Here is a 13253-nt window from a genome sequence, read left to right as displayed (position 1 = left end):
CGGCGACGTACAGAATCGCGATGAAGAAAAGGCGAGCTATACTGGGTGTGATTGATGGGGCTGTCCGAGTCTTTACCAAACCGGGTCCGAATTTCCTTATAGCTGGTTATTCTGATGCAACAATCTGAAATACAGATAACAAACTTCCATCAATGCAATTTATTGATTTTCTCAAACGCCAAAAACCGGGTCATTCTGACCCGGTGCGGCGGTCAGAATAACCCGGTTTCTACATTTCAGCAGCGGCCTAAGTATCTGCCGCAGGTAGTGCTACTTTATCAATTTTGCCAGGGTAGCGCCTAGTTCATCGCCGTGCAGGTTTACGGCCACGATTTTGCCGTCGGGGCCCACCAGAAAGTTTTGTGGGATGGCCTGCACGGCGTAGCGCTGGGCGGCGGCATTCTGCAAGCCTTTCAGGTCTGATACTTGGGTCCAGGCCAGGTGGTCGTCCTGAATAGCCTTGAGCCATTTGGCCCTGCCTTCCTCGTCATCGAGCGACACGCCCAGGATGTCGAAATTACGGTCTTTATAGGCGTTGTAGACCTTGGTTACGGCGGGGTTTTCGGCCCGGCAGGGCTTGCACCAACTGGCCCAGAAATCGACCAGTACGTACTTGCCCCGGTAGTCGGCCAGGCTCACCGTTTTGCCATCGGGCGTAGGCTGGCTGATGGCCGGGGCCGGCTGGCCTACCCCAATATCTTTCAGACGCTGCACCATGGCGCCGTAATCGCGGCCTTGCGGCGTATTTTTCAGCGCCGGGCTGAACGGCTCATACAGGGGGCCCACGATGGCATACCGGGGCGTATCCCACATACGCATTCCAAGTAATGCATCCAGGCTCGCATAGGAGCTGGGGTTGGCTTTGATGAATGCGTAGTTGACCTTCACCATCTCCTTATTCAGTGCCTGAAAGCGGGCCTGCACCTGCTCCTGGAAACCGGGAGCCTGACGCTGAGACTCGGTTGCCTTCTGCGCCTCGGCTCCAACAACTTGCATACGGGCGATAATCGGTTTCATAGAAGCATCCAGGCGCAGATAATCGGCCATAGCCGGCCCACCTGTAATGGTAGCGTGGGCCAGCGAGTCGGGGCTGGTCACGGTTACGGTGCCGGGCTCCAGGAATATGCGCGTGCGGTCACCCATTGGCCCAAACAGACTGACCAACCGCCCTTCGCGTCGAAATACCAGGTCGGCCGTGGTGGGTGCATCGGCGGTACCTTTCAACTCAAAAACGCCATTTTTCAGCGTCGCCGAGTCGGCAATGCTCATGCCGCGCACCAGGTAAAGCTTGGCCGGGGCACTCAGGTTGCCGAGCTTGCCTTTGACGGTATAAGCAAACGGCGTTTGGGCCTGGGCCAGGCACGGCAGGGCCAGCAGCAAGGCGAGTAGGTACTTTTGCATACGAGTGGGAAGTTGGTTGTGGAAAGATTTACAGGAACTTAACCGGCCCAATATAACCAGTCCTGCGGTGCCTTTCACAACGTTGGACTGCCGGCAAAAAGTATGTGCAAAGGGCGCAAAATTCCGAGCGCGCCAACAGCAGTAAAACCCAGAACAGTCATGCTGCGGGCAGGGCTCAGCATGACTGTCTCCATATCCTTGCCTACAACCCGTACTCCTGAATCTTGCGGTACAGCGTTTTGGTGCCGATGCCGAGTTGGCGGGCGGCTTCCATCTTGTTGCCACCGGTGTCGAGCAGCACCTGCCGAATCTGGCGTTTTTCCTGGGTGCGCAGGGTGCGGTCGGTGGCCTCGTCGAGGCCGGGGGCGGGCGGCAAGTGGTGAAACTCGGGCGGCAGGTCGTCCACGGTCAGGGTGTCGCCATCGGCGAGGATGGCAGCGCGTTCGAGCACGTTTTTCAGCTCGCGCACATTGCCGCGCCAGTCGTGGGCACGCAGCTGGGCCAGCACCTCCGGCTCGAGGCCGCGCAGGCGGCGACGCAGCTTGGCGGCGAAAAACTGCAGGAAGTAGTTGGCCAGCTCGGGCACGTCGTCACGCCGCTCATTCAGGCCGGGCACAGGCACCGTGAACACGGCCAGGCGGTAGTAGAGGTCGGGGCGGAAGTGGCCGGCTTCAGCTTCGGCGCGCAGGTTGCGGTTGGTGGCGGCCACAATGCGCACGTCCACGCTGGTGGGCCGGGTGTCGCCCAGCTTGGTAAACTGCCGCGTTTCCAGCACCCGCAGAAACTTGGCCTGCACATTCAGCTCCAGCTCCCCTATCTCATCCAGAAAAATAGTGCCGCCGCTGGCTTCTTCCAGCAAACCCTTTTTATCGGCCAGCGCCCCCGTAAAGGCCCCTTTCTTGTAGCCAAAAAGCTCCGATTCGAGCAAATCGCGCGGAAAGGCCGAGCAGTTCACGGCCACAAACGGCTTGTTGCGGCGCGGGCTGGCCTGGTGCAGGGCTTGGGCAAACAGCTCCTTGCCCGCGCCGGTGGGGCCTTCCAGCAGCACGGTGCTGTCGGTGGGCGCGGCACGCTGGGCCAAGCGCTTGGCCTGCTCCAGCGCGGCCGAGTGCCCAATCATCGACTCGAAACTATACTGAGTGCCGACCTGCTTCTCCAAATCGGCCACGCGGCGCTGGAGACGCGCTTTTTCGGCGGCGCGGTCGACTACCACGAGGAGCTGGTCGTCGGAATCGCCCTTGGTGAGGTAGTCGAACGCGCCTTCCTTCATGGCCCGCACGCCGTCGGGAATGGTGCCGTAGGCCGTCATCAGCACCACTTCGGCCAGCGGGGCGAGGGCCTTGTAGCGGGGCAGCAGGTCGAGGCCGCGGCCGTCGGGCAGCTTCACGTCGCTGAGCACTACCAGTACCTCATTGGCCAGCTCTCGCAGGGCTTCGAGGCCGCGCATGGCATCGGGGGCCTGGCGCACGGTATAGCCTTCCAGCTCCAGGGTGCGGGCCACGGCCTGGCGCAGCATGGCTTCGTCGTCGATGAGCAAAATGGTGCCGGTGGGCATGTGGGCGGGGCAATAAAGGGTGGGTGCAAACGCCCGTCAAAGCTACGCCGGCTGCTCTTTGCGCCTTCCCACTGCGGCGGGGCCGCTAGTGCCGGCTGGCCAGGCCCATGCGCTCCACGGTTTCGCCTTCGAAGTCGAACTCAATCAGAATGGCCGGCTCGTCGCCCACCACCCAGCCGTCGTGGCCCGGCGCAATGGCCACCGCCTGCGGGGCCACAAACACTTCCATCGCGCCGTCGGCATACTGAATATTTATCTGGCCGCTGGCCAAAAAGCCAACGTGCGCATGCATGCACAGCGGTGTGCCCACGATGCCCTTCAGGTTTTTTGACCACCGGAAGCCCACCGGGTACACAATGCGCTTGACGCGGGCATTGCCGGTGGGCACTACATCAATGTGCACACCGCCGACTTCGCGGTGCGTAGCGCCCTTCATCGGGCCGAGGAGAGAGGACGTTTCCATACCCTAACCTACGCATTTTCAGTTATTTTTTCGTCATGGCGGCAGCTACTATTTTGGTGTTGGCCGGCAGCGGTACTTCGCGGGAAGTTTCAAATTTGCCGCCTTCGGGGGCAGTTTCCTCCACGCGGCGCTGCACCACGCGCAGGCGGCGGCCATCAACGTGCAGCACGGCCAAATCGGAGCTGGTGCCGGTGGCCGCCGAGTAGCTGCGGAAACCCATGAGCATGCCGGGCGGGAAGTTGGCGGCTTTGGCCTTGGCGGCGTCCACTACATCGGGCTTGCCCACAAATTTGCCCAGGTCGATATCCATGGGCGCGCTGCCCTGCACCACGAGGTGGGCGCTGGTGCGCGGGTGGGCGGGGTCGTCGGCATCGGGGGCGGGCTGAAAGCGGAATGACGCTTTCAGCGTTTCAACTTCCTTGAGGGCGGGTATGACGGTTTCGGGCGCGGCGGCCGTGCCATCGGCGGCGGGAGCAGCGGCAACCGCCGTGATGGAGTCGGCTTTGCCGGCGGCGGCAGGCGTGGCGGCGGCTTCGGGGGGCGGGACCATGGGCGCGGAAGTGACGGGGGCCGTCTGGTTGCAGCCGGCCAGCAGCAGGGCCGCGCTCAGGGTCAGAATCGAGGATTTCATGGGTAACGGGATGACATCAGTTCGGGCTGTAAGATTAAGCATAATTGCTGAACCCCGACTTTTTCAGCGCTCGGCGCAGTTTAACGGGGCAACGGCTCCAGATTTTGATAAGGACAAACAAAAAGCCCGGCCGCGTTTCCGCAGCCGGGCTTTTCAGGAATTGATTTTATGACCAAAATGCCGCTTACCAGCGACGACCCCGACCCCGGTAGCCATAGTTCGGCCGGGGAGCATAGTACACCGGGCGCGGCGCGTAATAAGGCGCGGGGGCGATGATAACCGGAGCCGGCGCATATACTACGGGTGGGCGGGGCGGATAGTACCGGGGACCATAATAAGCCCGGGGCGGGCCATAATAGCCGCCCCCGATACGCACCGAAACCTGGGCACTGGCCACCTGGCTACCAAGCAGCAGCAGGAACAGGCCCAAAGCAAAAACTACTGATTTAGTCCGCATAAGAATTCGCACCGAAGCGCGCTGATTAATGATGGAAGGACGACAATTGGACTTTAGACGCAAATGCCGCCACAAGGTTTAATGCGTTGGCTAGGGCAGTTGGATGCGGTAGGTAGCATCGACCGCGCCACCGAACAGGCCGTAGCCGGGGCGCACGTAACCGCTGATGATGAACCGATTATTTTGTTGCGCGTGAATGGAAGTGCACTTCCCGGCAATGCCAGGAGCTGCTTTGGTACTGCGGGTATTTACAAAAAATCAGGAGCAAAAAAGACCGTCATGCCTCGAATACGCTCGGCATGACGGTCTTCATATTCCAAAGGACTGCGCTCTTACTTTTTCCGATAGCCGGCATTTAGGTAAGCCAGCACGGGCGTGGTGATGTCGAGGTTTTTCTCGCCGTAGGCGATGGTGCCGCTGGGCGCGGCAATGAGAATCAGCTTGTAGCCGTGGGCTTTGCCGTAGGCTTCCACCTTCTTATTCACGCTTTCGAGCACGGTTTGGGTGAGCTTGGCTTCTTCCTGCTGCGCCTGCTGCTGCAGCATCTGCTGCTGCTGACCCACCTGCTGCTGCTGCTCCTGCAGCTTCTGCTCGGTAGCGGCGCGCTGCTCGGCGGTGAGGCTGGCCGCCTGCTTCTGGTAGGCTTCCACGTTGGCTTTGAAGCCGGCCAGCATGGTCTGGTTCTGCTTTTCCCAGCCACGGGCCTTGCCCTCGAAGGCTTTGCGCGCATCCTTCATGCCCTGGTAGCCGTCCAGCATTTTACCCGACTCCACGTAGGCCAGCTTGCCCGAGAAATCGCCGGTGTTGTCCTGCACGGGGGCGGCGGCCACGGCGGGCGCGGCAGCATCGGCGGGCGAAGTGGCGGTGGCGGTATCGGCGGCGGGCTCGGGGGTGGCCATCACGGCCATGCTGCTGTCGGTAGCGAGAGCGGGTGCAACGGGCGTGTGGTTGAAATGCAGGAAGTACAAACCGGCCACGGCCAGCGCCAGCATAATGTTAATGGTAAGCTGAAGAGGGTTTTTCATTGAAAACGAATGATGAGGAATGAACAAAAGTAAGGGTAGACCGCGAGAAGGTGGAGAGCAAGGCAGAACGTGATGCCGCGCGCCGCGCAGCATCACCCGTATGCTGGCCGCAGTTTGGTGCGCAGCGCGTAACTACTGGCCTCTTCGTAATGCGAGTTTGCAACTCGCTGCCGCGAAGAGGCAATCCAACGGCCATCATCAATGCCCAATTACAATGGCCATTCTGCGGCTGTGAGTCACAGACTCACCTTACCATCGGCCTGCAGTTACGCGCTGCGCGCTAAACTGCGGCCAGCACCCGCCCCACTACGCCGGTACGGCCAGGTGCAGCAGGGCATCGCCCTGGTTCACCACGGGCATGTAGTTCAGGCCAATCACGTAGCCGCTCAGGGGCGACTCCAGCCGCACCGACTGCGCACCATAGGGGTCGGCCACGGAGCCATAAATCTGGCCCTTCTCAATAAACTGCCCGTTCTCGACGTGCGCCCGGAATAGGCCCGCAAACCGGGCCCGCAGCCACGTATGCCGCCGGCAAATAATGCCCGGCCGGGCTGGCGCAGGCGCTTCTGGCCCCATACCCAGGTGGTGCAGCACCCGCAGCGTGCCCGCCACGGCCTCCTCAATGCCGGGCTCATCGAGCCGCAGGCTCTCGCCGGTTTCGTACACGATAATGCGCTTGCCCAGCTCCTGCGCCGCCTCGCGCAATGACCCGCCCCGCAGCCCCGCATGCAGCGTGAAGGGCGCGCCAAACGCGGCCGCCATGGCATCCACCTCGGGGTCGATACCCAGCAGGGCGCGCACCTGCGGAAAGTTGGACCGCGCCGCCCCGCCCGTGTGAAAATCGATGCCGTAGTCAATCAGCGGCATGATTTCGCGCATGAAGCGGTGGGCCACCCGCCCGGCCAGCGACCCCCGCGGAAACCCGGGAAACGAGCGGTTCACGTCCTTGCCATCGGGTACGTCGCGGCTGAAATTAAGAAAGCCGTAAATATTGAGAATGGGAATGGCGATGACCGTACCCCGCAGCGGCGCCAGCAGCTCGCGCCGCACCAGCCGCCGGATGGTCTCAATGCCGTTCACCTCATCGCCGTGCATGCCGCCCATGAGCAGCAGCGTGGGGCCGGGTTCCTGGGCGCGCAGCACATGCACCGGCACGTCAATCACCGTGCCCGAGGGCAGCTTCGAAATAACCAGCCGCGTGAGCACCCGCTCGCCGGGCTGAATGGTGAGACCGTTGAGGTGAATGGCAGCGGAGGTAGCAGGCATAGGCTTGGTTGAACGATAAACGCCCCTCCTTACCAAGGAGGGGATGTTCGCGCTTCAGCGCAAACGGGGATGGTGCCACGGGAGGGTGGGCGTTGAACGGGTTGGCCGCAAAGCCAGAACGATGCCAGAACGCCCCATTTCCGAGGCAGCGCCCGCCAGCCGCGAGTTGTTCAACGGCCACCCTCTGGTGGCACCATCCCAATTTTCGCTACGCGAAATTGTCCCCTCCTTGGTAAGGAGAGCAATAAAACCTCCCCGCTCCTACTTGCCCGCCGGCACGTCCGACTGCGCATCTACGGCCCGAACGGAGTCTTTTTTGGGTTTGGGCTTCTCTCTTTTTCTGGCGGCGAGGTCGGCCGTGTATTCGATGATGCGGCCGGCGATATCCTGCCCGGTGGCTTTTTCAATGCCCTCCAGGCCCGGCGAAGAGTTCACTTCGAGTACCAGCGGGCCGCGCTTGCTTTGCAGCATATCGACGCCGGCAATGCCCAGGCCGAGGGCTTTGGTAGCCAGCAGGGCGGCGGCTTTTTCGGCGCGGGTGAGCTTGACAAGGATACCCGAGCCACCACGGTGCAGGTTCGAGCGGAACTCACCCTCCTTGCCCTGGCGCTTCATGGCTCCCACCACTTCGCCATCCACCACGAAGGCGCGCAGGTCGGCCCCCTTGCTTTCCGCAATAAACTCCTGCACGATGATGCGGGCCTTGAGGTTGTGAAACGCCTCAATTACCGACTGCGCGGCTTTGGCCGACTCGGCCAGCACCACGCCCAGGCCCTGGGTGCCTTCGAGGAGCTTGATGATGACCGGCGCGCCACCCACCTGCTCAATCATGGCCGGCACGTCGGCCGAGAAGTTGGTGAAGGCGGTTTTGGGCATGCCCACGCCGGCGCGGCTCAGGATTTGCATCGAGCGCAGCTTGTCGCGCGAGCGCACAATGGCTTGGCTGTCAATGGCCGTACGCACCTTCATCATCTCAAACTGCCGCACTACGGCCGTGCCGTAGAACGTGACCGAGGCCCCAATGCGCGGAATAATGGCATCGAAGCCCTCCAGCAGCACGCCCTGGTACAGGATGCCGGGCTTCCCCTTTTCCAGCACAATGTTGCACTGCAGGTGGTCGATGACCACGGCTTCGTGGCCCTGCGCAAGGGCAGCCTCCACCAGCCGCTGGGTGGAGTAGGATTTGGGCTCACGCGAGAGAATGGCCAGTTTCATCGTGGAGTTGTAAAGGAGGTGGAGAAGCGGGGCAATGGAATGGGGTGGAGTACCGCGCCACAAAACTAGTCAGGGGCGGGTGCGCCGGGCAGTGGCACGGGCCAGGAACTTGCAGGAAAGGTTGCGCCGGGCTACGTCAACCACAAACCGGCCCTGCCGCAACAGGCTGCGCCCCAGCAATACGGGGTATTTCATGTCGGAGCGGTCGGAAAGCGAAAAATCGGCTTCAAACGCTTTGCCGTAGAGCTGCACCACCGCCCGAATTACGTAGCGCTCCTGCACCTCGCCATTACTGGAGCGAATGTCGCGCAGGGCAAACTCGGTGAAGGTGAGCGGGCAGCCATCGGCCCCCACATGGCCGGGGTCGAGGAGGTTCACCACCAGCACGGGCGGCTGCCCGGCCGGAGTTTCAATGTGAATATTGGTACAGTGAATGGCGCTGGTGTACGCGCCGGTGTCCACCTTGGCCTCCACGCCCACGAGGGCGAAGGCCGGAAAATCAACCAGCTCGCGGCGGCCGAGGGTGCGCTTGACGGGACGATTCATGCGGTGAAAAGGGGCAGGCGGAATGGGTGAGTCGGCCTCGTGCTGGCCCAGATAACCCACAGTATCGCGTTCACGAACAAAAACGACAGCAGGTGCGATTGGAATTTGGCGCGGACTTTGGCCTTTTGCCACAGGTAGGGGTCGCGTTGCAGGGTTTCCATGAGCTTGGGGATGAGGTTGGTTGGAATTGATGATTAAATATAGCCGGTTGGCTTTCCCACCCGCAAGCGGCAGTTGCCGAACGGTCGGAAAAGGCTTCCCAAGCGTCGAAAGCGAGGGTTGGGCCGCGCGCCATGATGCCCGCATCAGTACCAAATGCTGCTGCTGCTGCGTAAAGTATCTATCGCAGCCGTGCGGGTTTCATTACACCCCACTCCCTTTAGGCCCGCTTCTCCCCTTTCCGCCCGCCTGCAGCTCGTGCAGGGCAGCATTACCTGCCAGCCGGTGGCGGGGGGGCGCTATCTAGCCGCTGGTCGGGTGCGATATTCGTTGTAGCCCTGCACTATTTTCACCATGTCGCGGTAGTGCAGCTGGCCGGCATTGAGGGCCGATAGCAGCTCAGGGTCATCGTGAAAATAGGCCGTCATCTGGGCTACGAAATCGCCCCGGCCCACCTTCACCAGCTCCTCGCCGGGGCGGCGCAAAAACCACTGGCGGTCGGGAAAGCCACTCAAGCCTGGGGCACTTAAGCCCGCGGTGCCCATGACCGTGGCCCCAGCCACGCCAGCCACCGGGGCCAAGAGGGGCTGCGGCATTTCAGTGTAATTGAAGAGCTCAACCGGACCATTCACCAAGCACTTGGCGATGAGGTGCTTGCGCTTACCATTCAACACCATGTGCTCCTGATACAGCCCGTTGACTTTAATGGACTGCACCTTGTCAACGTCAATGCTGAACGGTTCGCGGCCAAACCGTTTCAGGTCCTCTTCATGCCGATGAAAGGGCAGGTATTTACTGAAACCCATCAGGTTCACCGGAATCCAGACGAAGTGCGTCTTGCCATCGGGACCCAGAATTTCGGCCCTGCCAAAGCCCCGAATGGTTTTGTCGAGGTAGCTGGTGCCCACAGCTGCCGCCAGCGAATCGTCGGCCACCAGCGGGGCAGTCACCATTGGCGCGGCCGAGGCAGTGGAAACGGCAATAGCAGGCGGGGCTTGCTGAGCGCAGCAGACACGGCCGGTAGCGACCAGTCCCAGCATAGTAATTCGCAATAAAGATGCTTTCATTGGTAAAAGGAAAGGGTTTTTACCGAAGTTAAGCGCCCGGGCGCGCTCAGGGAGCTACGCTGGCTCGCCCACGCCTTCCACGCGCTCGGCCACCTGCTTCATCAGCCACAGCGGGGTGCTGGTGGCCCCGCAAATGCCCACGGACTGCGCGCCGGCCAGCCATTCCTCGTCTATTTCGGTTTCGTTCTCGATGAAATAGCTGCGCGGGTTCACCACATTCACCACCGAGAACAGGGCCTTGCCATTGGAGCTTTTGCGGCCGCTCACGAAAAGCACCACGTCGTATTCGGCCGCAAATTTGGCCAGGGCGGGCTCGCGGTTGCTCACCTGCCGGCAGATGCTGTCGTTGGCATCGAAGCTATCGAGCGTGCCGCCGACGGCCTGAATGCGGGCTTCCATCAGGGCCTTCATCTTATAGAAGCCGGCCGTACTTTTGGTGGTCTGGCTGAAGAGGGTAACGGGGCGGGCAAAGTCAATCTGGTCGAGGTCGGCCTCGTTCATCACGATGATAGCGCGGTTGCCGGTCTGGCCCGTGAGGCCGGCCACTTCGGCGTGGCCGGGCTGGCCATATATCACAATCTGGCCGTCCTGGCGCTGGCTCAGGTCGAAGGCGTGCTTCACGCGGTTTTGCAGCTTGAGCACCACCGGGCAGCTGGCGTCAATCAGCTCCAGGTTGTTTTGCAGGGCCAACTGGTAGGTTTCGGGCGGCTCGCCGTGGGCCCGGATGAGCACCTTGCAGTCGTGCAGCTGGGCCAGCTGCTCGCGGTCGATGATGCGCAGGCCATGCTGGTGCAGGCGCTCCACTTCCATACGGTTGTGTACGATATCGCCGAGGCAATAAAGCGTTTTTTCGTGTGCCAGCTCATCTTCAGCCATCTGAATGGCGAATTCAACGCCAAAGCAATAGCCGGAATTTTTATCAATCGTAACCTTCATGCTGTGCCTTTAACATCACTGCGGCGGCGAGGAGTTCACCGGGGACAAAGGTACGGCAAGGCGGCGGGGTATGGCATTGGGAGCAGTCGGCCCGTCATGCAGAGCGCGGCGCAGCATCTTGCCCGCAGATAAGCATATCATTTACTATTGCGGGCAAGATGCCGCGCTCTGCATGACCACCTTTTCCGTCTTTCCCTCTAAGCCTCCCCTAGTCCCAGCCCGCCATGAACAGAGCCGATGACACCCTATCGAGCACAAAATCAACCTGCTCCGCAATGGTGATGTGCGTGGTATCGAGCAGCACAGCATCGGCGGCGCGGCGCAGCGGGCTTTCGGCGCGGGTCGAGTCGAGGTAGTCGCGCTTGCGCAGGTTCTCGATGATGTCTTCCAGGGGCACCTGTTCGCCTGTTGCGGCTAGCTCGTCCTGGCGGCGGCGGGCGCGCAGCTCCACGTCGGCAGTCATGAAGATTTTCACTTCCGCATCGGGAAATACGGTAGTGCCGATGTCGCGGCCGTCCATCACGACGCCGCGCTTGCGGCCCATTTGCTGCTGCTGGGCCACCATGGCGTGCCGCACCATCGGGATGACCGACACTTCGCTCACAGAGTTGGAAATCCGCATCTGGCGAATGTCGTCCTCGCAATTCACGCCGTTTAGGAACAGCTCGTTGCGGCCCGTGTGGCGGTGGCGGCGGAAGGTGATGCTGATTTCGCGCAAAACCTGCTCGATGCGGGCCATGTCGTCGAAGCTGATGCCCTGCTCCAGCAGGTGCAGCGTAACGGCGCGATACATCGCCCCCGTATCGACGTAGGCGTAGTGTAGCAGCGACGCTACGGCTTTGGCTGTGGTACTTTTGCCACAGGAGGAGTAACCATCAATGGCGATAACGAGTTGTTTCATAACGACGCGGGCGGCCATTGGCCCCGCAAGATTACGAAATCCAAGCCTTACGAGCAGCAGGTGGGCTCTTCAACCGCTGTGGAATGGAGGCAAAAAAGGCCGCTACGGAGGCGCTTTCTCCCTCATTCAGTTGCGCATCGACTAAATAAAAGGGATTAAAAAAAAATCGACCGCCCAGCCCCACGCCGGTCGTGCGGTCCTTGCCGGTGCCCCATTCGCCCCGATAGACCTCTACCAGGCACTGCCCCAGGAAGCAGCCCAGCGCCATTACCACGCCCGGCCGCTCGGCCGGCCCCAAAATGCCCCGCTGCGCCCGGATAAAATTATCCAGGTGGGCCACGCCTTCGGCATCGAAGGCCTTTAACTTCAATTGCTGCCGCACCTGCTCGGCGGCGGCCGTTATGGAATCGAGGGGAGTTGGCGTGGGCTTAGACATAAAACAAAGTAAACTAGAAACCACCGCCCGGGTTATTTGCGGGCCTGTAGCAGGGCCTCGCGGCGGTTCGCGGCGTAAGTGGCCAGCAGTTGCGGGGCCTCAAAGCGTGAATCCATTTCGCCGGCGCGCAGGCGGGCGCAGAGGATGGGGTCGTCGGCCAGCAGCCCGAGCATCAGGCGGCGGTAGGCACCGGCTTTGGCGGGCAATTCAAACGTCCGGGCGGCCTGGCGCAGCAAGATGGTCTGGCTGGTGCGCGGATACACAAACAGGTCCATTATAATCCCGAAGAAAGAATTCTTAACGGCCTCATCCTGCCTGGCTAGGTAGTCGATGGGCGGTGTGGCCCCGGGCGTGGGCACGGCCGGGCCATTCAACGGGGCAGGCTGACGGTACGGGCGCTGGTCCTCTGGCGTGAAGGCCTGATACTTCAGCACCTCGTACCGGTCGTCGCGGTACTGGCGCTGGGCAAAGCTGGCCGGCACCAGCCGGTGGCCTTTGCGCTGTACGAAGGCCGGTACGGTCACAAACGTGTCGCCGCGCACCACATAGGCGCTCACCTCGCCGGGCCAGAATACGGCATAATCGGTCAGGTTATCGGGGCGCAGGCGCACACGGTCGGGCAGGTCAGGACCGAATATTTCGGCCGGATGCCAACTACCATCGGGCAGGCGGTAGGTGCCGGGATAGCCACTGGCAGCGTAGCGTGGTGCAGACGCGAGGGGGTAGTCGGCCGGGCGGGTGGCCGAGGGTGTGGTGGGCCCGATAGTAGCCGCCGGGCGCGGGTTGCGCAACGGTATCTGGGCAGGGCTGATGAAGCTCAACAGTAAAAGAATCAGCAGCAGCCCGCCGGAAAGGAAGGTATTTCGCATAATGGGTAGAGCCAAGCGAGTTGTAAAAGGTTGCTTAAAGCCTATCCGAATAGGGCGTCATGCTTCGCTCCGCTCTGCATGACGCCCTATTCGGATAGCCTCTTAGTGCCCACACGGGCACGGCACCGATTTACCACCGCTGTGGTGCTTGTACCAGGAGGTTTTTTTCTGTTGGGCCGTGCGGCGGGCACAGCCGCCCTGGGCCAGCAGCAGCGGCAGCACGAGCAGCAAAAGGGCAAGATTCTTTTTCACCGGAAGCGGTTTTTTGTCAAATATAAGGTTCTTTGCCGACGCAAAACCGGCAACAGGTCGGTTTGCCATTCGCT

The 13253-nt window shown here is 61.4% G+C and carries 16 protein-coding genes; all 16 read right to left on the bottom strand.

Annotated elements, in window-relative coordinates; translation table 11 throughout:
* Positions 1–270 precede the first annotated feature (270 nt).
* On the bottom strand, positions 271–1401 hold the full coding sequence (locus tag KQ659_RS04430) for a redoxin domain-containing protein (protein WP_216690132.1): 1131 nt from the start codon (positions 1399–1401) through the stop codon (positions 271–273).
* Positions 1402–1603: 202 nt separating this feature from the next.
* Positions 1604–2956, bottom strand: coding sequence for a sigma-54-dependent transcriptional regulator (locus KQ659_RS04425; RefSeq protein ID WP_216690133.1), 1353 nt, complete (start codon positions 2954–2956; stop codon positions 1604–1606).
* An 85-nt stretch (positions 2957–3041) separates the two neighbouring features.
* A complete protein-coding gene (locus KQ659_RS04420; protein WP_216690134.1) occupies positions 3042–3419 on the bottom strand; it encodes a cupin domain-containing protein in 378 nt (125 codons plus the stop codon).
* Positions 3420–3441: 22 nt separating this feature from the next.
* Complete coding sequence (locus KQ659_RS04415) at positions 3442–4050, bottom strand: hypothetical protein (protein WP_216690135.1); 609 nt, start codon at positions 4048–4050, stop codon at positions 3442–3444.
* Between the two features lie 184 nt (positions 4051–4234).
* Entirely contained in the window at positions 4235–4507 is a 273-nt protein-coding gene (locus KQ659_RS04410) for a hypothetical protein (protein WP_216690136.1), read from the bottom strand.
* Between the two features lie 332 nt (positions 4508–4839).
* Positions 4840–5532 carry an OmpH family outer membrane protein gene (locus KQ659_RS04405; protein ID WP_216690137.1) on the bottom strand — a complete coding sequence of 231 codons (693 nt, stop codon included), beginning with the start codon at positions 5530–5532 and terminating at the stop codon, positions 4840–4842.
* 306 nt (positions 5533–5838) lie between these two features.
* A complete protein-coding gene (locus KQ659_RS04400; protein ID WP_216690138.1) occupies positions 5839–6798 on the bottom strand; it encodes a succinylglutamate desuccinylase/aspartoacylase family protein in 960 nt (319 codons plus the stop codon).
* A gap of 261 nt (positions 6799–7059) precedes the next feature.
* Positions 7060–8013: a 30S ribosomal protein S6--L-glutamate ligase gene (gene rimK / locus KQ659_RS04395; protein ID WP_216690139.1), complete on the bottom strand. Its 954-nt coding sequence runs from the start codon at positions 8011–8013 to the stop codon at positions 7060–7062.
* A 69-nt stretch (positions 8014–8082) separates the two neighbouring features.
* Positions 8083–8559, bottom strand: a complete 477-nt coding sequence (locus KQ659_RS04390) for an ATP-dependent zinc protease family protein (protein ID WP_216690140.1) — start codon at positions 8557–8559, stop codon at positions 8083–8085.
* Positions 8556–8720, bottom strand: a complete 165-nt coding sequence (locus KQ659_RS04385; RefSeq protein WP_216690141.1) for a 2TM domain-containing protein — start codon at positions 8718–8720, stop codon at positions 8556–8558. The genes KQ659_RS04390 and KQ659_RS04385 overlap by 4 nt, the downstream gene beginning before the upstream one ends.
* A 297-nt stretch (positions 8721–9017) precedes the next feature.
* Positions 9018–9785 (bottom strand): hypothetical protein, encoded by a 768-nt coding sequence (locus KQ659_RS04380; protein WP_216690142.1) that lies wholly within the window; start codon positions 9783–9785, stop codon positions 9018–9020.
* A gap of 54 nt (positions 9786–9839) precedes the next feature.
* Positions 9840–10721 (bottom strand): 4-hydroxy-3-methylbut-2-enyl diphosphate reductase, encoded by an 882-nt coding sequence (locus tag KQ659_RS04375; RefSeq protein WP_216690143.1) that lies wholly within the window; start codon positions 10719–10721, stop codon positions 9840–9842.
* 208 nt (positions 10722–10929) lie between these two features.
* A complete protein-coding gene (cmk, locus tag KQ659_RS04370) occupies positions 10930–11622 on the bottom strand; it encodes a (d)CMP kinase (protein WP_216690144.1) in 693 nt (230 codons plus the stop codon).
* A 31-nt stretch (positions 11623–11653) separates the two neighbouring features.
* Positions 11654–12058 carry a hypothetical protein gene (locus tag KQ659_RS04365; RefSeq protein WP_216690145.1) on the bottom strand — a complete coding sequence of 135 codons (405 nt, stop codon included), beginning with the start codon at positions 12056–12058 and terminating at the stop codon, positions 11654–11656.
* Between the two features lie 32 nt (positions 12059–12090).
* The gene (locus tag KQ659_RS04360; protein WP_216690146.1) at positions 12091–12927 is read right to left on the bottom strand and encodes a hypothetical protein; all 837 of its coding nucleotides are present in this window, start codon (positions 12925–12927) and stop codon (positions 12091–12093) included.
* 102 nt (positions 12928–13029) lie between these two features.
* Positions 13030–13179 carry a hypothetical protein gene (locus KQ659_RS04355; RefSeq protein ID WP_168673697.1) on the bottom strand — a complete coding sequence of 50 codons (150 nt, stop codon included), beginning with the start codon at positions 13177–13179 and terminating at the stop codon, positions 13030–13032.
* Positions 13180–13253 lie beyond the last annotated feature (74 nt).

The sequence above is a fragment of the Hymenobacter siberiensis genome, assembly GCF_018967865.2.
Classification (GTDB): Bacteria; Bacteroidota; Bacteroidia; order Cytophagales; family Hymenobacteraceae; genus Hymenobacter; species Hymenobacter siberiensis.
This window is presented reverse-complemented; position numbering and strand designations above follow the sequence as displayed.

Coding starts and splice junctions, on each gene's coding strand:
- KQ659_RS04420 (WP_216690134.1), bottom strand. CDS start 3,419: ATGGAAACGTCCTCTCTCCTCGGCCCGATGAAGGGCGCTACGCACCGC.
- cmk (WP_216690144.1), bottom strand. CDS start 11,622: ATGAAACAACTCGTTATCGCCATTGATGGTTACTCCTCCTGTGGCAAA.
- KQ659_RS04430 (WP_216690132.1), bottom strand. CDS start 1,401: ATGCAAAAGTACCTACTCGCCTTGCTGCTGGCCCTGCCGTGCCTGGCC.
- KQ659_RS04360 (WP_216690146.1), bottom strand. CDS start 12,927: ATGCGAAATACCTTCCTTTCCGGCGGGCTGCTGCTGATTCTTTTACTG.
- KQ659_RS04385 (WP_216690141.1), bottom strand. CDS start 8,720: ATGGAAACCCTGCAACGCGACCCCTACCTGTGGCAAAAGGCCAAAGTC.
- KQ659_RS04410 (WP_216690136.1), bottom strand. CDS start 4,507: ATGCGGACTAAATCAGTAGTTTTTGCTTTGGGCCTGTTCCTGCTGCTG.
- KQ659_RS04415 (WP_216690135.1), bottom strand. CDS start 4,050: ATGAAATCCTCGATTCTGACCCTGAGCGCGGCCCTGCTGCTGGCCGGC.
- KQ659_RS04425 (WP_216690133.1), bottom strand. CDS start 2,956: ATGCCCACCGGCACCATTTTGCTCATCGACGACGAAGCCATGCTGCGC.
- KQ659_RS04380 (WP_216690142.1), bottom strand. CDS start 9,785: ATGAAAGCATCTTTATTGCGAATTACTATGCTGGGACTGGTCGCTACC.
- KQ659_RS04390 (WP_216690140.1), bottom strand. CDS start 8,559: ATGAATCGTCCCGTCAAGCGCACCCTCGGCCGCCGCGAGCTGGTTGAT.
- rimK (WP_216690139.1), bottom strand. CDS start 8,013: ATGAAACTGGCCATTCTCTCGCGTGAGCCCAAATCCTACTCCACCCAG.
- KQ659_RS04365 (WP_216690145.1), bottom strand. CDS start 12,058: ATGTCTAAGCCCACGCCAACTCCCCTCGATTCCATAACGGCCGCCGCC.
- KQ659_RS04375 (WP_216690143.1), bottom strand. CDS start 10,721: ATGAAGGTTACGATTGATAAAAATTCCGGCTATTGCTTTGGCGTTGAA.
- KQ659_RS04400 (WP_216690138.1), bottom strand. CDS start 6,798: ATGCCTGCTACCTCCGCTGCCATTCACCTCAACGGTCTCACCATTCAG.
- KQ659_RS04405 (WP_216690137.1), bottom strand. CDS start 5,532: ATGAAAAACCCTCTTCAGCTTACCATTAACATTATGCTGGCGCTGGCC.